We start from the raw sequence: 21,891 nt of genomic DNA, 5'->3' as shown, positions 1-21,891 counted from the left end.
ACCCCAAGGTGGCCCGCCGTTGACCCGGCCGGCCACCTTTTTCATGGGCGATTGTTTACCCTGCGCCTATCGTCATGCCGCCATTCGGAGTTCCTCATGCAACGCATCGACCATACCCTGCCATGGAGTCACCTGGGCACCGAACGCCGGCTCAGTGTGTTTCGTTACGGCCATGGCCCGCGCAAGGCCTACATCCAGGCCAGCCTGCACGCCGATGAACTGCCGGGCATGCGCACCGCCTGGGAGCTGAAGCAGCGGCTCAACGACCTGGAGGCCCAGGGCATGCTCAAGGGCGTGATCGAACTGGTGCCGGTGGCCAACCCCATCGGTCTGGATCAGCATCTGCAAAGTGCCCACATGGGGCGTTTCGAACTGGGCAGCGGCAAGAATTTCAACCGTTCCTTCGTGGAGCTCAGCGCACCGGTGGCGAAGCGTATCGGTGAGCGCCTGGGCGACGATCCGGCTGCCAATATCACCTTGATCCGCCAGGCCATGACCGAGGTCCTCGACGACCTGGCGCCACCTCCTTCGCAACTCGAAGCGCTGCATCGCCTGCTGCTGCGCCACGCCTGCGACGCCGACATTACCTTGGATCTGCATTGCGATTTCGAGGCCGCTATCCACTTGTACGCCTTGCCGCAACAGTGGCCGCAATGGCGTTCCCTGGCCGCACGCTTGAAAGCGGGTGTGGCGTTGCTGTGCGAGGATTCGGGCGGCAGTTCGTTCGATGAATCCTGCTCCTCGCCCTGGTTGCGCCTGGCCAAGGCCTTTCCCGCGGCGGCAATCCCACCGGCGAACCTGGCGACAACGCTGGAGCTGGGCAGCATGGGTGATACCCGGGTGGAGCAGGCCCAGGCCAATTGTGAAGCCATCCTCGGGTTCCTGGCCGAGCAAGGTTTCATCGCCGGGGAATGGCCGCCCGCGCCAGAGCAGTGCTGTGAAGGCTTTCCGTTCGAAGGCACGCAATACCTGTTCGCGCCGCACCATGGCGTGGTGAGTTTTCTGCGGGAGGCCGGTGAATGGGTGGAGCGGGGCGATCCGCTGTTTGAAGTGGTCGACCCTTTGGGCGATCTGGTCACCACCGTGCGGGCCGGCACCAGCGGTGTGTTGTTCGCCCTGGACCGTGGACGTTATACGCAGCCGGGTATCTGGCAGGCGAAAGTCGCCGGGCGTGAACCGATTCGTACGGGGAAATTGATCAACGACTGATAACTGCTGTCTATCTCACCGCACGCGCCTTGCCGTGCGGCTGTCGAAACGATGGAGGAAGATCGATGTTCAAAGCGCTCGCCCTGTTTCTGTTGCTGGTCTCATCCGGGTTGCAGGCCCAACCCTCGTTGCACACGGACTTGCCGCTCAACTACCTGGCCCAAGTCGATGAGCACGCCCGGAACCGACCGCTGGTGATCTTCCTGCACGGTTCCGGCAGTAACGAGCAGGACCTGTTCGAACTCAAGGATGAGCTACCCCGGGACTACAACTACCTCTCGGTGCGGGCGCCGAAGAGCATGGAGCAGGACCGTTACCAGTGGTTCGCGAAAAAGGGCGACGGCGCTTATGACGGTGACACTTCGGACCTGAAGGCCAGCGGCCAGATGCTGCTGGACTTCATCGACAAGGCCCGGGCCAAATATTCGACCGATGCAAGCAAGGTCTACCTGGTGGGGTTCAGCCAGGGGGCGATGATGAGCTATGAAGTGGCCTTGCGACACCCTGAAGCCGTCGGCGGCATTGCCGCGATGGGCGGGCGGGTCCTGTCGGTGCTGCGGGCGGAGCTGACCCCCGACGAGTCACGCCGGACGCTGGCGGTGTTCATCGGTCATGGCACGGCAGACCCGATCATCCCGTATCACGATGGCACCGAGGCCAACAGTTTCCTGAAAACGCTGGCGCTGGAACCGGAATTCCATGCCTACCCGGGCGTCGGCCACAGCATCACTGCCTTGGAGGTCCAAGACCTGCGGGCCTGGCTGGAACGGCTCAATCCCTGACTGCAAGAAGGTCCACTGTGGGAGCTGAGCTTGCTCGCGATAGCGGTGGGTCAGCTTGTATCGATGCCATGTGGGCCGACGCCATCGCGAGCAAGCTCGGCTCCCACCGGGTTCAGCGACGGACTTAGATATTGCGTACACCCAAGTCCACTGTGGGAGCGAGCTTGCTCGCGATAGCGGTGTGTCTGTCACTAAGATGCTGACTGTTGAGGCCCATCGCGGGCAAGTCCGGCTCCCACAAGGTTCAGCGACCGACTTAGATGTTGCGTACACCCAAGTCCACTGTGGGAGCGAGCCTGCTCGCGATAGTGGTGTGTCACCTTGCATCGATGCCATGTGGGCCGCCGCCATCGCGAGCAAGCCCGGCTCCCACAGGTTCCGGGGCGCTTATTGACCGCTGGCGATCTGTTTCACCAACGCTTCATGACCTGCCTTGTCGCTGGCCCGGGAGATGATTTGCACCGCCGCCATGCGAGTGCCGGAGGCAGCCAGCAAGGTGCTGTCGAGGGTCGGCCCACCGCCCTGGGTCGCCTGGGTGTCGAGCTGTCGCAGGCCCAGGCCGGTGCCTTTTTGCTTCAGGCTTTTTTCGCTGAGGATCTTGGCGTCCGGCAGGGACTTGAGGCGCTGAACGGCGAAGTCGGCCATGGTGGTGTCGAGGAACGCACCATCGTCATCCTTCACATTCGCGCCGTTGATGATGACGTTTTCCGCTGCGATCACCACGGTCCTGCTGGTGGCATTGCTGTACATCGTCCCCGTCGCCCCGGCGGTGCCCTGGGCAGCCTCGCCGGCGGGCAATGGCATTGCCGTGAAGCCCTTGGGCAAGGTGAAGATGAACTTGCCGCCGAGCATCGATACCTTCTGCGCCGGCGCATCACTGGCAGGTTTGGCCGGGGCCGCCTGGGCGGATGCCACGACCAGGCTGGCGATGGCCCCCAGCAACAGGGCGGCGGCTTGTTTACTCAGCAATGACATTGAAACTCTCCACGGATGGTCGCGCTTGAAGGCCGATCATCCCATGGGCGTCGCACCGGACTCCAGCGCCAGCGCCGAAGAGGCGTCATTTCGGCGAAAGGAGTGTGGTAACGCCGGAGGGTGCCCGCGCCAGCAGGCGTCGGGTCACCAGCAACATGGCCACCGACACCGCGACGCCCAAGGCAAAAGCCGGCATGCCCATCACAGGCAGGGCGAGGGCCAGGGTCAGGCAGAAGGCGGCGAAGCAATACATGCCGGTGGCCGTCGCTCGCAGCAGCGTGACGGTGAAGGCCGGCCCGCGGGTGTGTTGGGAGAACACCGCCATGACGCTGCCCAGCACCGGGAACACCGCGAGCAGCCCGCTCCAGCGTTCGCCCACGGTGCTGGCCAGCAGCGTCACCGCCAGGGTCAACAGTGCGCCGGCGATCATGCGCAGCAGCAACTTGTCGGATTTTACCGCCGGCCCGTTCATCGCCGGTCGGACCGTCGGAAACAGATACGGCGCCGCCAACAGCGCGACCAAGGCGATCAGGCTCGACAACGGCAGTGAAGCCGGTAGCCAGGACAGGATCAACGCCACCACGGCCCAGACGCCCAACGCGGTGCCCAGCGCCCACGGCCAGTTACGGCGCTGGGCGACTTGGGCGTACACCACGCAGAAGGCAATCATCGCAAACATGGCCGCCAATGCCGCGGTCGCCGACTGCGCGGCAAACAGCTCGCCCTGTTCCACGGCCAGGAACAACAGAATCGGCCCCACTACCACTGGCAACCCCGACAGCCAGCCGGCCACGCTCGGCCCCCAGCGCCTGCCAGCCCGGGAAATCAGCAGCAGGAACATGGGAATCACCAGCAATTTGAGCAGCAGCACGCGGTCCTCCTTGTCTGTGGTAGAAGCGCCACGTTAGCACCGTCTGGCTCAATGCCCTATACAGCGCACTCCCACAGGATTGGGGCGTCTGGGCTAACGTCATCGCGAGCAAGCTCGCTCCCACAGTGAGGCGGTGTGGATCTCGCCATTGCCCCTGTGGGAGCGAGCTTGCTCGCGATAGCGGCGGGACGGCCATGACGCTTATCAGGCCGCGGTGCCTGGGAAACCTCAGTCGGGTTCCACGTCCAGTAGCAGGCTGTCATCAGCCAGGCGTTCGGCTCGCCGGACAATGCCGCTGATGCGTTTGCCTTCGGCGCTGAATACCACGATCTGGGCCTTTTCCAGATCCGTCGGCAATGGCGGGCGCAGGTGCAGCGCGAACCAGGGCGGTTCGCCGTCGTCGAGGCGTTTGACATCGAACTGGCAGTGGACGCTTTTGGTTTCGCGACCAAATAGCGTGTCGAGGCCGTAATCGATATGAGTGCTGTCGGCAGCAGCGGGTGCGAGGCGCATCGGCAGTCTCCTGGGTGGATAAGCGGGGGTGATGTTCAAGTGATCCCTTCAGAAATGGAAAATTCCATCTGATGGGCTGAGGGGGGAATCGCCCCAACCTGTTGTATGGGTGAATGCTCGGCGCGGCACTGAGTCGGTGGCGTTGCTGCTAGAATCGGCCAATTGACTGAATAGAGGGATGCCCATGAGCGAGCCGATTCGCCTGACCCAGTACAGCCACGGCGCCGGTTGCGGCTGCAAGATTTCGCCCCAAGTGCTGGAAGTGATCCTCGCCGGCAGTGGTGCGCAGAACCTCGATCCGAAGCTGTGGGTCGGCAATGCTTCTCGCGACGACGCGGCGGTGTACGCCATCGACGAGGAGCGTGGAGTGGTTTCGACCACCGATTTTTTCATGCCGATTGTCGATGATCCCTTCGATTTCGGCCGCATCGCTGCCACCAATGCCATCAGCGACATCTATGCCATGGGCGGTGACCCGCTGATGGCCATCGCGATTCTCGGCTGGCCAGTCAACGTGTTGGCCCCGGAAATCGCCCGGGAAGTGATTCGCGGCGGTCGTTCCGTGTGCGACGAGGCCGGTATCCCCCTGGCGGGCGGGCACTCGATCGATGCGCCTGAGCCGATGTTCGGCCTGGCGGTGACAGGCCTGGTGCAAAAGCGCCACATGAAGCGCAACGACACAGCCACCGCTGGTTGCCGCTTGTACCTGACCAAGCCCCTGGGCATCGGTATCCTCACCACGGCGGAAAAGAAGGGCAAGCTGCGCGCCGCCGATGTTGGCCTGGCCCGTGACTGGATGTGCACCCTCAACAAGCCTGGCAGCCGCTTCGGCAAGCTCGACGGCGTGACCGCGATGACCGATGTCACCGGTTTCGGCCTGCTCGGGCACTTAGTGGAAATGGCCGACGGCAGCCAACTGACCGCGCGCATCCGCTACGACGCGGTGCCGCGTTTGCCAGGCGTCGAGTACTACCTCGACCTGGGCTGCGTGCCGGGCGGAACGCTGCGCAACTACGACAGCTACGCCAGCAAGGTCGGTCGGGTCCAGGAACTGCACAAGCGCGTGCTGTGCGACCCGCAGACCAGCGGTGGTTTGTTGGTTGCCGTCACCCCCGAAGGCGAGGGCGAGTTCCTGCGGGTGGCCGCTGAACTCGGTCTGGCGCTGGAACCCATCGGCGAGTTGGTCGAGCGACAGAGTCACGCGGTCGAGGTGTCTTGATGAGCCATGACATCACCGATTACCGCGACATCTTCCTCAACGATTTACCGATGATGGACACGCGCGCCCCGGTGGAATTCATCAAGGGTGCCTTTCCCGGCGTGGTCAATTTGCCGTTGATGACCGACAACGAGCGGCAACGCGTCGGTACCTGTTACAAGCAGCAGGGGCAGCAGGCCGCCATCGTCCTGGGCCATCAACTGGTGTCCGGCGAGACCAAGGCCCAGCGCATCCAGGCTTGGGCCGCGTTCGCCAAGGCCCATCCCGAAGGCTTGCTGTATTGCTTTCGCGGCGGCTTGCGTTCGCAGATCGTCAAACAGTGGCTCAAGGACGAAGCGGGCATCGATTACCCTCGGGTTGGCGGTGGCTACAAGGCGATGCGCACGTTCTTGCTGGACACCATCGAGCAGGCAGTCGCCCAGTGCGACCTGGTGCTGTTGGGCGGCATGACCGGTACCGGCAAGACCCAAGTGCTGGGCCAACTGGGCAACAGCCTGGACCTGGAAGGGTATGCCAACCATCGCGGTTCGAGCTTTGGCAAACGCGCCACGGGCCAGCCGTCCAACATCGATTTCGAGAATCGCCTGGCCGTGGACGTGCTGAAAAAGCGCGCCGCCGGTATCGGGCAATTTGTGCTGGAAGATGAGAGCCGTGCGGTCGGCAGTTGCGCCTTGCCGCTGTCCTTGTATCAGCGCATGCAACAGGTTCCGATGGTCTGGCTGGAGGACAGCGTGGAGCGTCGGGTCGAACGGATCCTGCAGGATTACGTCATCGACCTTTGCGCGGAATTTGTCGCGGTGCACGGCGACGAAGGCTTCTCGCTGTTTGCCGAGCGACTGCTGGCAAGCCTGGACAACATCCACAAACGCCTGGGCGGCGACCGCCACCGACGCCTGAAGGACATCCTGGAAGCCGCCTTGGCCGAGCAGGCCAACAGCGGCGCCGTCGATTTGCATCGCGGGTGGATCGAAGGTCTTTTGCGTGAGTATTACGACCCGATGTACGTGTTCCAGCGGGAAAAGAAAGGGCTGCGGATCGAGTTCTCGGGGGAGCAGGCGGCGGTGCTGGCGTACTTGCGCGAGCGGGCGCTGAGGGGCGGGTGACCACCGAAAATCCCCTGTGGGAGCGAGCTTGCTCCGGGCGGCGATCCGACGATAGCGGTGGATCAGTGGCGGTGATGTTGGCTGATACACCGCTATCGCGAGCAAGCTCGCTCCCACACTGTTCTGTGGTGCTGCCAGATATTGATGCCTTGCCCAATTCCCCTGTGGGAGAGGCTCGCTGATCAGGTCGGGCAGGTCTCCTGGCCATTATCCAACCCCTGCTTATAGCTCTGGCTGGTGAGGCTGGCCTTGCCGTTGTGCCAGGTCAGGGTCAGCACATACAGCGAATCGAAGTCTCCCGAGGCCCAGTCATCGGTAATGGTCTGCTTCTTGCCCAAGGCCTCCCCGGCGACTTCGTTGATCAGCTCCGGCAGGTAACCATGGGACCAGGCGGTGTAGATGGTGGCGTTGTGGTACTTGTCGTCCAGCAGTTCATCAGCCAGGTCGCTGGTGTCGTTGGCCGAATAATTGATGTTCACCGGCAACCCGAGCTTGATGGCGCTGGGGCTGATGGTCATCAGCGGGCGAATGTAGCTGTAGGAGTTGTCCAGCTCGCCCTCCTCGACATTGCGGGTAGGGTTGGCCGCGAACACGTAATCGGCCTTGCCGAATTTTTCCGGCAACAGGGTGGCCAGGTCGATGGCGCGGTTGAGGCCCTGGCAGTTGAGCTGGCCCAGGCCGCCGGCGGGTTTCTCCGCGTGGCGCAGGAACACCAGGGTCTGTACACCGTCGGCTGGCTGGGCACGACTGACGCTGGACTCCAGCGACAACACCAGGCCACAGACCACAAGCAGCGTCGGCAGCATCAGCCACGAACGGTGTTTGAAACGTCTGGCGAAATTCAGTGGGTTCATCATCGAATAAATAGTCTTCGGCACGCGTGAGTCAGGCTGACAAACCCTGGCACCGCGAGGCGCCTGGCTTCGGGTGTTTTCCCTGTCGTTACGCCTCGTCGAATTCTCGGGGGCATTGCTCAGAGTCCCTTTGAGCGCTTTGGTTCGATTTTGGCTGCACTGTAAGGCCTCCTGCGAGGAGGTAGGGCGAATGTTAGCGACAGGATGTTGCGGATTTAAGAAGGGGTGGTGTGAATTCTGTGACGGGGCCATGGAAATTTGAATTTAGCGAATCGTCTGCGTTCACCGCTTCTTTCCCTGACTCATCTCCTCAGCCTCGACAGAAGTCTCATGTTCGTCCGGCACTGCAAGGTTCTGCATCTCAGCTACTGACTGCTCTTTTGTTTAATTAGGTGTCGTACTTATCTGACAGGTGTCTTACCTAGGCCTGCAAAATATTGGTGCTGTATTTTTTTGATGATGCTTACTTTCGATATATCTTTTGCATGGAGTGTGGCGACTCCTAAGTAGTTTGCGAAGGTGCTGTTACATTTTGTGGCTTTTGCGAATAACTTTGAAACGCCCACTGCGTATGGTTAGTTCGCCTAAACAAACAGTTGAGGGTTGACAGGGGGATCAACAGTCGCTAAACATTGAGTTCAGATGACAGCCAAGGAAGGCGGAAAATGATTAGGATAACGCCTGGGTTTCGTCTCGCGTATGTTTGTTGTCTTAACAAACTCTCTCCCTGATTATTTACATCGATGTGTGTCTACGGAACACCACTCTCAGTGGTGGATAATTTGCTGCGGCCTTCGGAATCTTATGTTTTTCACGAAATATATGATTCAGATATGCCTTTAGTAAAATCAAGCCTGGCATTGGTGCGCCTTGTTTCCAATTTCTAGATCATGGTGTTCTTTGGTTGACGGCGTCACGCTTAAAGCTTGATGCGCCAAATTATAAATATAAGGGTTTATTTATGTCTCAGGCAGTTCCTCATGATTCGATACTTGATCTTGTACTGGATCACTGCTACTCCTCACCTGGTGCGACAGCTATTGTGGTAGGTGATGATGTTGTCACATATCAAGAGCTCAGAAATAAAATATATAAGGTGTCGGCTTATATTCAAGGCAGAGGTGTAGCGATCGGTAGTGTCATTGCGATTATACAAAATAATATTGGTGATGCGCTTGCCTCTATGTTGGGGTGTCTCCACGCGGGATGCATTTACTGCCCAATAGACCCCTTTATGCCTTCTGCAAAAATACAACGTACCTTGGCCGTAGCCAATGTCGAGTTCGTTCTATCCGAACAAGGCCTTCCTTATATTTGGAAAATCAATGATCCTGAGTTTGTCCACTATAAGGAACTGCCTACACCTGCATCCTGTGCTGCCCTCACGCAACGCTACCATCCCTTGGCCTACATTATGTTCACCTCTGGATCAACTGGAGACCCCAAGGGAGTAGCTATTGGGCATGCCAATCTGATTGAGATATTCAAGGGGTGGGACGCGGTCTATCAATTAAAAAAACTCAAAAGGCATCTTCAATCGCCAGCCTCTCCTTTGACGTGTTTGCTGGTGACTGGCTTCGTGGGCTTTGTTCCGGAGCCATAATCTACGTGCCTTCTTCAACCGAGAAACATGTTGTTGAAAGTCTAGCTGACTTTATTGTTGCCCACCAAATAGAGTGCGCCGAGTTTACTCCAATAATTCTTAGGGAGCTCTGCGGTTATGCATTGAGAAATGACGTAAAACTGAGTAGTTTCAAACTGCTGATTGCTGGGTCTGATGTTATGCGTGTTAGGGAGTTTAAGGATGTTCGTAAAATAATTTCTGATGACTGTCGCTTGGTGTTTTCATATGGGACGACCGAAACAACTATAGATAGCACCTATTTTGAGGCTACCCATGAAGCGCTGAGTAAGCTCCAAAATGATGCTCCTCTTCCTATTGGTGTGCCCTTTCCGTGTACTTTAATTACGATTCTAAAAGATGACGGTACGCATACTGATCTCCATGAGGTGGGAGAACTCTATATTGGCGGAGGTGGTGTTGGTCAGGGGTATTTGCACAATGACGTCAGAACATCAGGTCGATATCTGCGTCGTCTACCGCTTGGTCGCCATGCTCGATGGTACCGGACGGGCGACCTGGCTTCATATGATGGGCAAAATTTCAATCTTCATGGCCGCGCCGATGCTCGGATTAAAGTACACGGAAAACTCATAGACCTCACAGAGTTAGAGGCGCACTTGCGCGCCCATGAAGATATTTTGGAGTGCGTTGCTACCACAACACCACACGATTTAAATAAAAAAATACTTTTGCTGGTAAAACTAAAGCCGACGAGTGCCAAACTAAAGCGCGAAGCAATCGCCCAGCATGTTTCCAGTCTTGAGGATTATCCTGTCAGCAGTAATGATATTTACTTTGCTAAGGATTTGCCGGTGACCATGAGTGGCAAGATAGATCGAGTTGAAGCGAATAGGATAGCTATCACGTTGCAAGCAGGAGCGGCCAAATGAGAATTCTTCAAGTGGGTGCGGGGCCTACCGGAGTTAGTCTGTTTATTCAGCTATGCTCTCACCTCGAAACACAATATTCTGTACTTGAGTACGTTATAGCCGATGGGCGAAAACCGGGCTCGGGTCTGGCTTTTGGTACCGGCTATAGCAGTCATCTGATCAATCTGCCTGCTTCAGTCATGAGCATTAATCCTGATAATTCTTTAGAGTTTGTCGAGTGGCGCGCAAAAAATCAATCGTTATGGCAAGAAGCGTTCTCGGATAAAGAACAGGCATGGTCAGAGTTTCCATCGCGGCGTTTATTTGGATTGTATGTAGGTCACCAGTTACAAAGCGCGCTGAACGGCGCCTCTTTTGCGGAACTTATTAATACGTCGGTTTCCTGTGTAACACCTATTCAGTCTGTTGGAAAGTTTTCCGTGGAGTTTAGCAACGGCACCAAAGAAATTTTTGACAAGGTTATTATTTGTATCGGGCATGCGCCTAGGTTTCCGTTGCTACCCAATGCCCCCCAAAAGCTATTCTGCTCTCCCTACCAAACTATGGATATACCGACCCACGCCACGGTGGGGATTATTGGTTCTCGGTTAACGGCGATTGATGCAGCGCTGGCACTACAAGAAAAAGGTCATACTGGAAAAATAACCATGGTATCCAGAACCGGCAAACTACCCAAGGTTATTGCTGAGCACTCTGGCTATGATCCAAGCACGTTTATCACAGCTCTGCTGAATGAAAAAGACCAAACACTTGAGTCCATTCTTGCGCACCATAAAAAAGAACTCGATAGGGTCACAAATGGTCTCATTGACTGGGATACCCTAGCAAAACCCGGAGCGACACGGATGGAGGAGCTTGAGCGAGAAATAAGCAGTTGCTCGCAGGGTAATCATCTGTGGCAAAGCGTTTTGTTGGCCTCTTATTCGATCATAGATAAGTTGTGGGCGAAGCTAAGTGATCCAGAGAAAGCTGCGTTCATGGAAAAATACTATGGACCTTGGATGACGTATTTAGCGGCGTTTCCTGCCTCTAGTGCTGTACGTATACTGCAATTGATGCAGAGTGCGCAGTTAGAGAATCACGCTGACTTACAGGGAATCGAAACAACTGAGCAGGGTTTTGATATCTATCATGGTCGAAACGAATGCTTGAATGTTCAGTACTTGATCGATGGGCGTGGTGTTGGTTATGGAGATAAGGACTTAAAAGAGGTGCCCTTGTTGAGGAGTATGTTAGCCAATGGCTCGATCACGATCAACCCATTGGGTGGTCTCTCCATCAATCCACTAACTTATCAAGCACTTTCCAATCGTAATAATGAGGTTCCAGGGCTCTTTGTCGTGGGTGATTTGACGAAGGGAGAGTTTCTGGCAACCACCGATGTAGTACGCAACGTCATGCACAGCGTCGCTGCCAGTTCCGCTATTCTTTCTTGAGACCGCTGACATGAAGATATCGACTCAAAACGCGTGTCACGCTCAAAAGTCCGGATTGTCTCAACTGTCACATGCCATTTTGGCGAGTCTGGGTGTTTCCTCATTTGATTCTGGATTCGGTCTCCAACCTACAAATGGACTGGTCATTTTTATCGTTGACGGTTTGGGTCAGCTATTGCTCGACGAGTATCAGTCCCATGCACCATTCCTGAAAACACTGCTTCGCACAGGTCAGTCTTTTGGAGTCGGATTCCCTGCCACTACCGCGGCCAGTTTGGCTTCTTTTGCTCTCGGTCAAGGAAGCGGTCAGCATGGCATAGTTGGGAGTCGCTTTGCGTTGGATAATCAGACCGCATTTTCCCCGTTGTCATGGCAAACGGGCAGCATTTGTCGTAGTCAGACAAACGGTGCTCATTCCGTTGACCTTCCAATTTTTACAGTCGAAAAGACAGCTTGGGAAAGTGCCAGTGAGCTGGGGCTGAAAATAGAATGCATACTCCCGTTAAAAATTGCTAACTCCTATTACAGTAAAGCCATTTATAAAGGGGCCACAATCACTCCCTATATGGACTATTGGCATTGTGGTTTTAAAATTAGAGGGGCGTTAAAAAAATCATCGCGACGGTTGATTTACGTTTATTTGGGTGAGTTGGATTACGTGGGTCATGTCTATGGTACGAACTCAGAAGCTTGGCTCGACAGCCTGCGACAGGTGGATACTCTGATCTCCTCAACGGCCAGCGCGCTTGTTCGAGGAACAAAGCTACTTGTCGCTGCCGACCACGGCATGACAACTCTTTCTTCTGAAGCCATTTTCGACTTCGATACCGACCCCGGTCTTCAAGAGGACGTGTCGTGGATTGCGGGTGATATTCGTGCCCGGCACATTTACGCGGAGGCTGGAAAAACGTCGGCCGTATTAGAGCGCTGGAAGAACAAGCTCGGCGACGATTTCATGGTGCTTTCTCGCAGCCAAGCGGTTGATGAGGGTTTGTTCGGAGGGCCTGTGAGAGCCTCCTTCGAACAGCGCTTGGGAGATCTGATTGTATATCCGACAGGACGCGGTGGCATCGTACAGAGCCTTACGGAGAAAAAACAAACGTCATGGAAAGGGCATCACGGGGCCTTGACTGAGGAGGATCAGCTTTCTCCGCTTCTGATTTACTCCAAAGGATAACTCCATAGGCCCGTGGCTCGGCTCAGAGCCACGGGCCTACCAATTCATCCAACGAAAAATTCCGGATCCAAAAGCTGAGCCTTCTGATTTAAGCTCCAGTTCTTTAGATAAACACCTGGAGCCGACCCCATGCCCGACTTGACCCCGTTCCCCATCACCGAAAAATGGCCCGCCCAATACCCGGAGTGGCTCCAGCTCTACTCGCTGCCTACCCCCAACGGCCTGAAGGTCTCGATCATGCTGGAGGAGATCGGCCTGCCGTACGAGCCTCACAAAGTGGACTTCGCCAGCAACGACCAGTTGTCGCCTGAGTTCCTTTCCCTGAATCCCAACAACAAGATCCCGGCGATTCTCGATCCCCATGGGCCGGGAGACCAGCCGTTGGCGCTGTTCGAGTCGGGGGCGATCCTGATTTATCTGGCGGACAAGAGCGGGCAGTTGCTGGCCCAGGAATCGGCGGCGCGCTACGAGACGATCCAGTGGCTGATGTTCCAGATGGGTGGGGTCGGGCCGATGTTCGGGCAGTTGGGGTTCTTCAACAAGTTCGCCGGCAAGGACTACGAGGACAAGCGGCCGCGGGATCGGTATGTCGAGGAGAGCAAGCGCCTGCTCAAGGTCCTCGATGGCCGTCTGCAAGGCCGGGACTGGATCATGGGCGAGCGCTACACCATCGCCGATATCGCCACGTTTCCCTGGGTGCGCAACTTGATCGGTTTTTATGAGGCCGGTGATCTGGTAGGTATCCAGAACTTCCCCAATGTGACGCGGGTATTGGAGCGCTTCCTGGCGCGACCGGCTGTGGCGCGCGGGTTGAAAATTCCGGAATGAGTGGCCCGACGTCCCGCCGTTTCGATTACAAGCAACTGGATGTGTTCAGCGACGTGCCGCTCAAAGGCAATCCACTGGCGGTGGTGCTGGGGGCCGATGGGCTCGGTGACGGGCACATGGCGGCTTTTGCCAATTGGACCAACCTCAGCGAAACCACGTTCCTGTTGGCGCCGCGGCACCCGGAAGCCGATTACCGGGTGCGTATCTTCACCACCTCGACCGAGTTGCCGTTTGCCGGGCATCCGACCTTGGGCAGTTGTCACGCCTGGCTGGAAGCCGGCGGCGTGCCAAAAGGGCAGGAGATCGTGCAGGAGTGCGGCGTCGGCCTGGTCAGGATTCGCCGCAGCGATCATGGGTTGGCGTTCCTCGCGCCGCCCTTGCTCAAGTCCGGTCCGCTGGACGCCGAGCTGCTGGAGCGGGTGCGCAAGGGGCTGGGGCTTGCCGCGGAGGCGATTGTCGAGGCGCAATGGGTCGACAACGGTGCCGGCTGGCTGGCGGTGATGCTCAAGGATCGCCAGCAGGTGCTGACGCTTGAGCCTGATTATCAACGGTTGTTGGATCTGGCCGTGGGCGTGATTGCCCCCTGGGATCGGGCCGTGGACGGCGCTGAGGCCCACTTTGAAGTGCGCGGCTTCATCGCCGGTGATGGCATGCCCGAGGATCCGGCCACCGGAAGCCTGAACGCCGGGCTCGCGCAATGGATGCTGGACAAAGGCCTGGCGCCGGCGTCCTACGTGGTCAGTCAGGGACTGACGATGGGCCGGGCCGGGCGCATTCATGTCGAGCAGGTGGGGGAGGAGGTCTGGATTGGCGGCGCAGTCGTGACGTGCATCAATGGCTCGTTGACCTTGTGAGGCGATTATTGCTCGGCTGGTAACACTCTGTTTTCCAGCAGGCGTTTGTGCCCTGGCTGGCCAGGGCATAAGCTTTGCGCTTTGTGATCGAGCACCCTTTTTTGCCCAGGAGTCCCATGTCCAGCCAGTTCCCCGAAGCACGTCCACGCCGCCTGCGTCGCAATGCAAGCTTGCGCAGCCTGTTCCAGGAAACCGAGTTCACCTTGAACGACCTGGTGCTGCCGATTTTCGTCGAAGAAGAAATCGATGATTTTGTGCCGATCAAGAGCATGCCCGGCGTGGTGCGCATCCCTGAGTCGAAGCTGGCCAGTGAGATCGAGCGCTATGCCCGTGCCGGCATCAGGTCGGTAATGACTTTTGGTGTGTCCCATCACTTGGACAACGACGGCAGCGACACTTGGAGCGAGCGCGGCCTGGTGTCGCGCATGGCCGGGATCTGCAAGGACGCGGTGCCGGAAATGATCGTGATGTCCGACACCTGCTTCTGTGAATACACCGATCATGGTCATTGCGGTGTCCTCCACGGCGATGAAGTGGACAACGACCGGACCTTGGTCAACCTGGGTAAGCAAGCCGTGGCGGCGGCCCGCGCCGGTGCCGATGTGATCGCGCCGTCGGCAGCCATGGACGGGCAGGTGCAGGCGATTCGCAAGGCCCTGGATGACGCCGGTTTCAGCCAGACGGCAATCATGGCCTATTCCACCAAATTCGCTTCGGCGCTCTATGGCCCGTTCCGCGAGGCCGGCGGTAGCGCGCTCAAAGGCGACCGCAAGAGCTATCAGATGAACCCGATGAACCGCCGCGAAGCCTTGCGCGAATCCCTGCTCGACGAGCAGGAAGGTGCCGATGCGCTGATGGTCAAGCCGGCCGGTGCCTACCTCGATATCATCCGCGACATTCGCCAGGCGTCGAACCTGCCGCTGTCGGCGTATCAGGTCAGTGGCGAATACGCGATGATCAAATTCGCCGCCCAGGCCGGCGCCATCGACGAAGCCCGCGTGGTCCGCGAGAGCCTTGGCGCAATCAAGCGGGCAGGGGCGGATCTGATCTTCACTTACTTCGCCATGGACCTGGCGCTGAGCGGGATCTGATCCGCCTGCATCAATGTTGCCAATGCCGCCGCCTTCGCGAGCAAGCTCGCTCCCACAGTGGTTTTGGGCTGGATGGGAAATCCAGGTCCACCGCCATTCCCCTGTGGGAGCGAGCTTGCTCGCGATAGCGGTGGGTCAGCTTGTATCAATGTTGCCAGTGCCGCCGCCTTCGCGAGCAGGCTCGCTCCCACAGTGGGCTGTAGCTCGCATTCACTTTTGATCGTATGGTTGCTCCGGAATAACAAACCCGATGGAGCCCCATGCAATTCAACCGATTGATGATCAGCCTCGCGGCGTTGCTGGCCCTGGCCGGTTGTGGCAGTCGTCAGGCCCAGGAGCCCGAGCGCCAGCCTGCTGAGGTCAAGAAGCAGATCGTGCAATTGTTGCCGGCCAAGACGACGGATCGCCAAGGTTGGGCGACTGACATCTACGTGGCCTTTGCGGCCCAGCAGATTCCGTCCACGACGCAGAATATCTGTGCGGTCCTGGCGGTGACCGAACAGGAGTCGACGTTCCAGGCCGACCCGCCAGTGCCAGGGCTGGGCAAGATCGCTCGTCAAGAGATCAACCGCCGTGCGGCGAAGGTGCACATTCCGGAGCTGTTGGTCAGCGGCGCGCTCCAGGTGCGTTCGCCCAACGGCAAAAGCTACAGCGATCGACTCAATGCGGCGCGTAGCGAGAAAGAGCTGAGCGGGATTTTCGATGATTTCATCGGCATGGTGCCGCTGGGCAAGACGCTGTTCGGCGGTTTCAATCCGGTGCACACCGGTGGCCCGATGCAGGTCAGCATCGCGTTTGCCCAAGCCAATGCGCGGGATTACCCCTATACGGTGGATGGTTCGATTCGTCGCGAAGTGTTCAGTCGCCGTGGCGGGATGTACTTCGGTATCGCGCATCTGCTGGGTTATGCGGTGAGCTATACCGAGCCGTTGTATCGTTTCGCCGATTTCAATGCTGGGTGGTACGCCAGTCGCAATGCGGCTTTCCAGCATGCGGTGAGTGTGGCGTCGGGCATTCCCCTGGCGCTGGATGGCGATCTGGTTGCCCATGACTCGATCATGCCGGGCAGCACGGAGCTGGCGGTTCGCACGCTGGGCAAGTCGTTGGGGATGCGCAACCCGACCATTCGTGATCAGTTGGAGCAGGGCGACAGCCTGGCGTTCGAGGACAGCAAGCTCTACAAGCGGGTGTTCGAACTGGCTGAGCGCGCCGAGGGCAAGCCGTTGCCGCGGGCGATATTGCCGGGGATCGTGCTCAAGAGCCCGAAGATAACGCGCAAGCTGACCACGGCGTGGTTTGCCAAGCGGGTGGATGAGCGTTATCAGCGCTGCATGGCGCGGGCGGCGGGGCGTTAGCAGATGTCGGGGCAAAAAAAAGCCCGGTGGATGAGGCCGGGCTTTTAGGGGGGAGTCGTCTTGATTGGTGTGTCGGGCGGGCTACGCAGCGGCTTGTCGATCGTTGCGGCCGCTGCGCGCCCGAGCGGGAGCAAGCTCCCTCGCCACGGGGTGTGTTGCCTATGACTTGCGTTGTTTTCAGGCATTACGGTCAAGCAACTCATGCGTGGTTTTCGATCAGGCGATCAGAGCCACCCTCGGCAACGCGGCGTTCCAGCAGGCGATCAGAACCACCTTCAGCTACGCGGTTTTCGATCAGGCGGTCGGAACCACCTTCAGCTACGCGGTTTTCGATCAGGCGGTCGGAACCACCTTCAGCTACGCGGTTTTCGATCAGGCGGTCGGAACCACCTTCGGCAACGCGGTTTTCGATCAGGCGATCAGAGCCACCTTCAGCGACGCGGCGATCCAGCAGACGATCAGCGCCACCTTCAGCTACGCGGTTTTCGATCAGGCGGTCGGAGCCACCTTCGGCAACGCGGCGATCCAGCAGGCGATCAGCGCCACCTTCAGCGACGCGGTTTTCGATCAGGCGATCAGAACCGCCTTCGGCGACGACGGGTTGCGAGGAGGCGGCGAATACGTTGGCGGCCAGTACGGAGAAAGCGAGGCTGAGGATGACTTGGCGTTTCATGATGGTGTGCTCCGGGGGTGCAGTGGTTTGTGTGGGGCCATTGTTGTCCCGGGCGATCATCAAGAGAACTTCATTGGCATGATGGTGAACATCGACGGCAGTGATAGCTCGATGTCGGTTGATCCAGTGAGGGTGTTCCCTGGCGTGCGCGTCGTCCTTCGGGTGGAACACTGCCAGGTTTGTAGGCTCTACCGGGTAACCCACAGGCAGGAGGCAAGCTCATGTATCAGTTATTCGGTCACAGGCAATCCGGCTCGTCGGCAGTGGAGGTGGCCCTGGACCTTTGTGATGTGGCTTATCGGCGGGTCGATGCCTATTCGACGGAAGAAAGTGAAGCAGCGAAAGAGCTCGAGGCCCTCAACCCCCTGAAGCAGGTTCCGACGCTGCAACTGCCGGATGGCTCGGTGCTGACCGAGGCATCGGCGATTCTGATTCACCTCGGGCTGACCTTTCCCGCCTCGAAGCTGCTCCCTGACGACGCAGCCCAACGTGCGCAAGCCATACGAGGCCTGGTTTACATCGCGGCCAACTGCTACACCCCCATCGGCATCATCGATTTTCCGGAGCGCTGGCTGGACGATGCAGACGAAGAGACTCGGCAGCGCTTGGTATCAGGTACCCAGCAACGGCTCTACCGCAACTGGGCGCTGTTTGCCGACCAATTCCCGGCCCAGCCGTTTCTCGGCGGTGCCGAGCCGGGGGCGTTGGATATCCTGGCGGCTGTGATCACCAAGTGGAGAAATACGCGAGAGGCGATGCTCAACGCCCGCCCGCAATTCCACGGATTGTTGGAGCGCATCGACCGCCATCCACGCGTGGCGCCGATACTGTCGCTGCATTGGCCGTTGTAGGAGCTGCCGAGCGAAGCGAGGCTGCGATCTTTCCCCTGACGCTTGAATCTCAAGCGAAAGATCAAAAGATCGCAGCCTCGCTTCGCTCGACAGCTCCTACAGGTCAAGGACAGACCTTGCGCGCAGCCGCCTGCTCGACAAGGTCGACAAATTGCCGGACGTTCCGCTGATGGGCTGTCACCAGGTCGTCGATACTGGCGCCCGACGGTGTCTGCAGGCTGCTGCGACAAACGAGGGGGCGGGTATCGCCGCCCAGGCTTCGCAGCCGCCATTGCACGTCCATGCGGACGTAGCGGCCCGGGATCGAGTCAAAGCGCTGCACATCCACCCGCAGCGATGATTTCGGCGCGCCAGGGTTGCTCAGTTGTTCGTCCAGGCTGCTGTGCAGCTCATCCGCCAGGCTGGCGCCCCACCATTCGGTTTCGAGGATCGCCAACCCGCTGCTGCCTTGGCGAATGACCATCTGGGTGCGATCCACCTGGGGAGGAACGCTCACCTGTTCGATCTGGATGTCCATGCCAGAGCGTGACTGGCCTTCCGGCTGGACCGGGCTCAGGGTGTGGTAATGGATCGGATCGCTGCGACAGGCACCGAGCAGCAGGGCCACGGCAACCAGGGAGAGTTTCAGCGTCAGTGGCATGGGGCGGGCTCCTGTGATCATTCTTTCACCGGCAAGGTCAGGTTCTGTGCCGGTGCGTCCTTGGGACGACCGCGAAGCAGCGATTCGGGATGGCGACTCAGGTAGTCCGACAGCTCGCGCAACGAGCGCGACATGCGGCCCAGGTCGTCCAAGGTCTGGGTCAGTTGTTCACGCTGCGGCGAGTCTTCGGCCAGGGTCGAGTTGGCCGATTGCAGGGTCTTGCTGACGTCCTGCAAGGTGCTTTGCACGCCGGGCAGGGTCTTGCTGTTGAACTGGGCCAGGCCTTTGCGCAACTCCACCAGGTTGCCATCCAGGTTGCCGGCGATGCTCTCCAATGGCAGCTTGTTGATCCGCTCGACCATCGTCTGCAGTTGTTCCTGCAATTGCTGCAGGCTGCCCGGGAGGGTTGGAATCCGCACGGGGCGGGCGCTGGGGTCGAAGGCCACTTTTTCCGCCTTGGGGTAAAAGTCCAGCGAGATGTACAACTGCCCGGTCAGCAGGTTGCCGCTGCGGGCTTGGGCCCGCAGGCCGCGCTCGACAAAGCTGCCGATCAGGCGGGCACCGGCGGCTTCGTCTTCCGGATCGTGGTTGAGCGACTTGAGCAGTTTTTCATGAGCCTTGCCCAGGCGCTGAGGGTAGATCACCACGCCGACGTTGACCGGAAAGCTGCGTTGTTTCTCATCGAAATCCAGGTTGATGGCCACCACCCGGCCGACTTCAACGCCTAGGAACTCCACCGGTGCCCCGACTCGCAACCCGCGCAGTGCCTGGTCAAAACGCAGGGCCAGGTATTGTCCCTTGCCGTCGGGTGGAGCGAGGGCGCTCTGCTGGTCGGCAAACAATTCGAAGGTCTTGTCTTCGCTGGCAATGGTGTCGTTTGGACTGTATTCCGGTGCCCTGAACGCGATGCCGCCTAGCAGCAAGGCCGAGAGCGACTCGGTCTTGACGGCGAACCCGTTGGCGCCGACGTTCACGTCCACGCCGCTGACGTTCCAGAACCGGGTGTTTTCGGTGACGTACCGGTCGTTGGGCGCGTTGACGAACACGTCGATGTTGACGCCTTTGCCCTCGGCGTCCAGCGCATAGGACACGACCTGGCCCACAGGGATCTTGCGCAGGTACACCGGTGAGCCAATGTCCAGCGAACCGAGGTCCTGGGAGTGCAGGGTGAAGCGTTTGCCCGGTTCGCCATAGGTGATCGGCGGCGGGGCTTCCAGGCCGGTGAAGGATTTGGCGCGCACTTTCGACTGGCCAGCGTCGGCACCGATGAAATCGCCGGACAGCAGCGTGTCGATTCCCGAGATCCCACCGGCCCCGATACGTGGCCGCACGACCCAGAACACCGAGTCTTCGTGGGTGAAGGTGTCGGCGGTCTTGGCGAGCTTGACCGTGGCGGTGACGTTCTTCTGGTCTTCACTCAATTGCACGTCGGTGACCTGGCCGATGACCACGTTGCGGTATTTCACCTGGGTCTTGTTGGCGGTCAGGCCCTGGCCGGTCTTGAAGGTGATGGTGATGGTCGGGCCTTCCTGCAGCCAGTTGTTGACCACCAGGGAAATGCCCACCAGCACCGCGATGATCGGCACGATCCACACCAGCGACACCGTCCAGCGACGGGTGCTGACGTGAGCCCGACCGGGTGCGGGTTGTTGCCCGTCAGTGACTTGCGACTTCATCCATGGTCTCCTCGGAAGGTTGGGTGTCCCAGATCAGCCGGGGGTCGAAACTCATGGCCGACAGCATGGTGAACAACACCACGAGGCCGAAAAACAGGATACCCGGTCGCGGTTCGATATCGCTCAGTGCCTGGAACTTGACCAGGGCCGCCACCAGGGCCACCACCAGCACGTCGAGCATCGACCAGTAGCCGATGACTTCCACCAGTCGGTACAGCTTCGCCCGTTGGACCTGGGCCCAGGTGCTGCGCCGCTGTGCGGTCACCAGCAGCAGGGTCAGCACGACGAACTTGATGCCGGGCACCGCGATGCTGGCGATGAAAATGATCAGGGCGATATCCCAGGCGCCGCCTTGCCAGAACTCGATGACGCCGCTGATGATCGTGCTGTCGGCGCCTTCGCCGAGCATCTGGGTGTTCATGACCGGAAGCAGGTTGGCTGGGATGTAGAACACCAGCGCGGCGAGCATGTAGGCCCAGGTGCGGGTGATGGCATTGGGTTTGCGTCGGTGCAGGGCGGCGTCGCAACGGGGGCAGGTATCGGGTTCGTCGGTCATGTCGCAGGCCAGGCCGCAACTGTGGCACAGGCACAGGTTCAGGTCGCGGGCCTCGGGCGGGGTGTCCAGCGGCTGGCCGCTCATAGGCTGTCCCACAGGTCGCGGACATCACGTCCGGCAATGCGGATCATCAACAGGCTCAAGGCCGCGAGGGCGAACAGGCCGATGCCTGGGAGTACATCCAGCAGGCCGGCGAGCTTGATCACCGCCACCAGTGCGCCCAGCAGGCACACCTCCAGCATGCTCCAGGGCCGCAGGGTTTCCAGGCTGCGCATGCACAGGGCGAACCCCGGTGCCCGCCGCTGGAGGTAGGCATGGCCCAGGACCCAGAGCAGCAGCGCCAGTTGGAAGGCCGGTGCAATGATGATTGCCACCGCTGTCACCAGGGCGATGAAAGTGATGGGGCCCTGGCTCAGCGCCACGATGGAGTCCCACAACGTCGCGCTGTTGCTCAGGCCCTGGAGGCGGATGCTCATCACCGGATAAATGTTGGCGAAAGCCCACAACACCGCGGCCGTCACGCTCAAGGCCAGGCGCTGTTCGATGGTCAGGCCGTTGTAGCGCTGGATCACCGCGTGACAGCGCACGCACGCGGCTTTCTGGTGCGGAGCGAGCACAACCGGCTCGTACACCGCATCGCAATGTTCACAAATGATCAGTCGGTCGGTGGCGGCCATCGGGATGCTCGCAGGAACAACCCCTTCAATATAGAAG

22 protein-coding genes are annotated in these 21,891 nt (G+C 59.0%); 13 read left to right on the top strand and 9 right to left on the bottom strand.

The annotated features are described in order from the left end of the window. The first annotated feature begins 96 nt into the window (after window positions 1-96). Window positions 97-1,209 carry a succinylglutamate desuccinylase/aspartoacylase family protein gene (locus ACLH0I_RS19135; protein ID WP_411385107.1) on the top strand — a complete coding sequence of 371 codons (1,113 nt, stop codon included), beginning with the start codon at window positions 97-99 and terminating at the stop codon, window positions 1,207-1,209. Between the two features lie 65 nt (window positions 1,210-1,274). Continuing rightward, window positions 1,275-1,991 (top strand): alpha/beta hydrolase, encoded by a 717-nt coding sequence (locus tag ACLH0I_RS19130; protein ID WP_411385106.1) that lies wholly within the window; start codon window positions 1,275-1,277, stop codon window positions 1,989-1,991. Between the two features lie 387 nt (window positions 1,992-2,378). Here ACLH0I_RS19130 and ACLH0I_RS19125 read toward each other — a convergent pair whose 3' ends face one another. The 3 genes from ACLH0I_RS19125 to ACLH0I_RS19115 form a co-directional block, all read right to left on the bottom strand. Further along, the gene (locus ACLH0I_RS19125; RefSeq protein ID WP_250964622.1) at window positions 2,379-2,966 is read right to left on the bottom strand and encodes a hypothetical protein; all 588 of its coding nucleotides are present in this window, start codon (window positions 2,964-2,966) and stop codon (window positions 2,379-2,381) included. An 85-nt stretch (window positions 2,967-3,051) separates the two neighbouring features. Then, window positions 3,052-3,837, bottom strand: coding sequence for a hypothetical protein (locus tag ACLH0I_RS19120; protein ID WP_250964623.1), 786 nt, complete (start codon window positions 3,835-3,837; stop codon window positions 3,052-3,054). Between the two features lie 228 nt (window positions 3,838-4,065). Then, entirely contained in the window at window positions 4,066-4,350 is a 285-nt protein-coding gene (locus ACLH0I_RS19115; RefSeq protein ID WP_250964624.1) for a hypothetical protein, read from the bottom strand. A gap of 184 nt (window positions 4,351-4,534) precedes the next feature. Between ACLH0I_RS19115 and selD the strand changes: the two genes are divergently transcribed. Both selD and mnmH read left to right on the top strand, forming a co-directional pair. Next, window positions 4,535-5,569 (top strand): selenide, water dikinase SelD, encoded by a 1,035-nt coding sequence (gene selD / locus ACLH0I_RS19110; RefSeq protein WP_411385105.1) that lies wholly within the window; start codon window positions 4,535-4,537, stop codon window positions 5,567-5,569. Then, window positions 5,569-6,672, top strand: coding sequence for a tRNA 2-selenouridine(34) synthase MnmH (gene mnmH / locus ACLH0I_RS19105; protein WP_411385104.1), 1,104 nt, complete (start codon window positions 5,569-5,571; stop codon window positions 6,670-6,672). The genes selD and mnmH overlap by 1 nt, the downstream gene beginning before the upstream one ends. A 182-nt stretch (window positions 6,673-6,854) precedes the next feature. On the opposite strand, the gene ACLH0I_RS19100 is transcribed toward mnmH, so the two are convergent. After that, window positions 6,855-7,529 (bottom strand): histidine phosphatase family protein, encoded by a 675-nt coding sequence (locus ACLH0I_RS19100; protein ID WP_411387534.1) that lies wholly within the window; start codon window positions 7,527-7,529, stop codon window positions 6,855-6,857. A 901-nt stretch (window positions 7,530-8,430) separates the two neighbouring features. On the opposite strand from ACLH0I_RS19100, the gene ACLH0I_RS19095 reads away from it, so the two are divergent. From ACLH0I_RS19095 to ACLH0I_RS19060, 8 genes are all read left to right on the top strand, one after another. After that, window positions 8,431-9,129, top strand: coding sequence for an AMP-binding protein (locus ACLH0I_RS19095; protein WP_411385103.1), 699 nt, complete (start codon window positions 8,431-8,433; stop codon window positions 9,127-9,129). Further along, window positions 9,018-10,040: an AMP-binding protein gene (locus ACLH0I_RS19090; RefSeq protein ID WP_411385102.1), complete on the top strand. Its 1,023-nt coding sequence runs from the start codon at window positions 9,018-9,020 to the stop codon at window positions 10,038-10,040. The genes ACLH0I_RS19095 and ACLH0I_RS19090 overlap by 112 nt, the downstream gene beginning before the upstream one ends. Then, complete coding sequence (locus ACLH0I_RS19085; protein ID WP_411385101.1) at window positions 10,037-11,476, top strand: FAD/NAD(P)-binding protein; 1,440 nt, start codon at window positions 10,037-10,039, stop codon at window positions 11,474-11,476. The genes ACLH0I_RS19090 and ACLH0I_RS19085 overlap by 4 nt, the downstream gene beginning before the upstream one ends. A gap of 10 nt (window positions 11,477-11,486) precedes the next feature. Beyond that, the gene (locus tag ACLH0I_RS19080; protein WP_250964629.1) at window positions 11,487-12,653 is read left to right on the top strand and encodes an alkaline phosphatase family protein; all 1,167 of its coding nucleotides are present in this window, start codon (window positions 11,487-11,489) and stop codon (window positions 12,651-12,653) included. A gap of 129 nt (window positions 12,654-12,782) precedes the next feature. Beyond that, window positions 12,783-13,481 (top strand): glutathione binding-like protein, encoded by a 699-nt coding sequence (locus ACLH0I_RS19075; RefSeq protein WP_411385100.1) that lies wholly within the window; start codon window positions 12,783-12,785, stop codon window positions 13,479-13,481. After that, entirely contained in the window at window positions 13,478-14,335 is an 858-nt protein-coding gene (locus ACLH0I_RS19070; RefSeq protein WP_411385099.1) for a PhzF family phenazine biosynthesis protein, read from the top strand. Before ACLH0I_RS19075 ends, ACLH0I_RS19070 begins: the two co-directional genes overlap by 4 nt. A gap of 116 nt (window positions 14,336-14,451) precedes the next feature. Continuing rightward, complete coding sequence (gene hemB / locus ACLH0I_RS19065) at window positions 14,452-15,426, top strand: porphobilinogen synthase (protein WP_186710862.1); 975 nt, start codon at window positions 14,452-14,454, stop codon at window positions 15,424-15,426. A gap of 260 nt (window positions 15,427-15,686) precedes the next feature. Next, the gene (locus ACLH0I_RS19060) at window positions 15,687-16,781 is read left to right on the top strand and encodes a DUF1615 domain-containing protein (protein ID WP_411385098.1); all 1,095 of its coding nucleotides are present in this window, start codon (window positions 15,687-15,689) and stop codon (window positions 16,779-16,781) included. Window positions 16,782-16,980: 199 nt separating this feature from the next. On the opposite strand, the gene ACLH0I_RS19055 is transcribed toward ACLH0I_RS19060, so the two are convergent. Beyond that, window positions 16,981-17,454 carry a phage infection protein gene (locus ACLH0I_RS19055; protein ID WP_411385097.1) on the bottom strand — a complete coding sequence of 158 codons (474 nt, stop codon included), beginning with the start codon at window positions 17,452-17,454 and terminating at the stop codon, window positions 16,981-16,983. A gap of 221 nt (window positions 17,455-17,675) precedes the next feature. Between ACLH0I_RS19055 and ACLH0I_RS19050 the strand changes: the two genes are divergently transcribed. Further along, window positions 17,676-18,305 (top strand): glutathione S-transferase family protein, encoded by a 630-nt coding sequence (locus tag ACLH0I_RS19050; protein WP_250964634.1) that lies wholly within the window; start codon window positions 17,676-17,678, stop codon window positions 18,303-18,305. A gap of 103 nt (window positions 18,306-18,408) precedes the next feature. On the opposite strand, the gene ACLH0I_RS19045 is transcribed toward ACLH0I_RS19050, so the two are convergent. Genes ACLH0I_RS19045 through ACLH0I_RS19030 form a run of 4 tightly spaced genes read right to left on the bottom strand, consistent with a single transcriptional unit; the run spans window position 18,409 to window position 21,854 of the window. Next, the gene (locus ACLH0I_RS19045; RefSeq protein WP_411385096.1) at window positions 18,409-18,945 is read right to left on the bottom strand and encodes a membrane integrity-associated transporter subunit PqiC; all 537 of its coding nucleotides are present in this window, start codon (window positions 18,943-18,945) and stop codon (window positions 18,409-18,411) included. 17 nt (window positions 18,946-18,962) lie between these two features. After that, on the bottom strand, window positions 18,963-20,621 hold the full coding sequence (locus ACLH0I_RS19040) for an intermembrane transport protein PqiB (RefSeq protein ID WP_411385095.1): 1,659 nt from the start codon (window positions 20,619-20,621) through the stop codon (window positions 18,963-18,965). After that, on the bottom strand, window positions 20,602-21,261 hold the full coding sequence (locus tag ACLH0I_RS19035; RefSeq protein ID WP_411385094.1) for a paraquat-inducible protein A: 660 nt from the start codon (window positions 21,259-21,261) through the stop codon (window positions 20,602-20,604). The genes ACLH0I_RS19040 and ACLH0I_RS19035 overlap by 20 nt, the downstream gene beginning before the upstream one ends. Beyond that, window positions 21,258-21,854 (bottom strand): paraquat-inducible protein A, encoded by a 597-nt coding sequence (locus tag ACLH0I_RS19030; RefSeq protein ID WP_186708496.1) that lies wholly within the window; start codon window positions 21,852-21,854, stop codon window positions 21,258-21,260. The genes ACLH0I_RS19035 and ACLH0I_RS19030 overlap by 4 nt, the downstream gene beginning before the upstream one ends. Window positions 21,855-21,891 lie beyond the last annotated feature (37 nt).

This window comes from Pseudomonas sp. MPB03 (genome assembly GCF_046605385.1).
Lineage (GTDB): Bacteria > Pseudomonadota > Gammaproteobacteria > Pseudomonadales > Pseudomonadaceae > Aquipseudomonas > Aquipseudomonas zanjanensis.
The sequence above is the reverse complement of the archived record's forward strand: the minus strand, read 5'-3'. Positions and strand labels throughout refer to the sequence as shown.

Coding starts and splice junctions, on each gene's coding strand:
- ACLH0I_RS19080 (WP_250964629.1), top strand. CDS start 11,487: ATGAAGATATCGACTCAAAACGCGTGTCACGCTCAAAAGTCCGGATTG.
- ACLH0I_RS19040 (WP_411385095.1), bottom strand. CDS start 20,621: ATGAAGTCGCAAGTCACTGACGGGCAACAACCCGCACCCGGTCGGGCT.
- mnmH (WP_411385104.1), top strand. CDS start 5,569: ATGAGCCATGACATCACCGATTACCGCGACATCTTCCTCAACGATTTA.
- ACLH0I_RS19070 (WP_411385099.1), top strand. CDS start 13,478: ATGAGTGGCCCGACGTCCCGCCGTTTCGATTACAAGCAACTGGATGTG.
- ACLH0I_RS19115 (WP_250964624.1), bottom strand. CDS start 4,350: ATGCGCCTCGCACCCGCTGCTGCCGACAGCACTCATATCGATTACGGC.
- ACLH0I_RS19130 (WP_411385106.1), top strand. CDS start 1,275: ATGTTCAAAGCGCTCGCCCTGTTTCTGTTGCTGGTCTCATCCGGGTTG.
- selD (WP_411385105.1), top strand. CDS start 4,535: ATGAGCGAGCCGATTCGCCTGACCCAGTACAGCCACGGCGCCGGTTGC.
- ACLH0I_RS19035 (WP_411385094.1), bottom strand. CDS start 21,261: ATGAGCGGCCAGCCGCTGGACACCCCGCCCGAGGCCCGCGACCTGAAC.
- ACLH0I_RS19055 (WP_411385097.1), bottom strand. CDS start 17,454: ATGAAACGCCAAGTCATCCTCAGCCTCGCTTTCTCCGTACTGGCCGCC.
- ACLH0I_RS19085 (WP_411385101.1), top strand. CDS start 10,037: ATGAGAATTCTTCAAGTGGGTGCGGGGCCTACCGGAGTTAGTCTGTTT.
- hemB (WP_186710862.1), top strand. CDS start 14,452: ATGTCCAGCCAGTTCCCCGAAGCACGTCCACGCCGCCTGCGTCGCAAT.
- ACLH0I_RS19030 (WP_186708496.1), bottom strand. CDS start 21,854: ATGGCCGCCACCGACCGACTGATCATTTGTGAACATTGCGATGCGGTG.
- ACLH0I_RS19060 (WP_411385098.1), top strand. CDS start 15,687: ATGCAATTCAACCGATTGATGATCAGCCTCGCGGCGTTGCTGGCCCTG.
- ACLH0I_RS19135 (WP_411385107.1), top strand. CDS start 97: ATGCAACGCATCGACCATACCCTGCCATGGAGTCACCTGGGCACCGAA.
- ACLH0I_RS19125 (WP_250964622.1), bottom strand. CDS start 2,966: ATGTCATTGCTGAGTAAACAAGCCGCCGCCCTGTTGCTGGGGGCCATC.
- ACLH0I_RS19100 (WP_411387534.1), bottom strand. CDS start 7,529: ATGATGAACCCACTGAATTTCGCCAGACGTTTCAAACACCGTTCGTGG.
- ACLH0I_RS19075 (WP_411385100.1), top strand. CDS start 12,783: ATGCCCGACTTGACCCCGTTCCCCATCACCGAAAAATGGCCCGCCCAA.
- ACLH0I_RS19050 (WP_250964634.1), top strand. CDS start 17,676: ATGTATCAGTTATTCGGTCACAGGCAATCCGGCTCGTCGGCAGTGGAG.
- ACLH0I_RS19045 (WP_411385096.1), bottom strand. CDS start 18,945: ATGCCACTGACGCTGAAACTCTCCCTGGTTGCCGTGGCCCTGCTGCTC.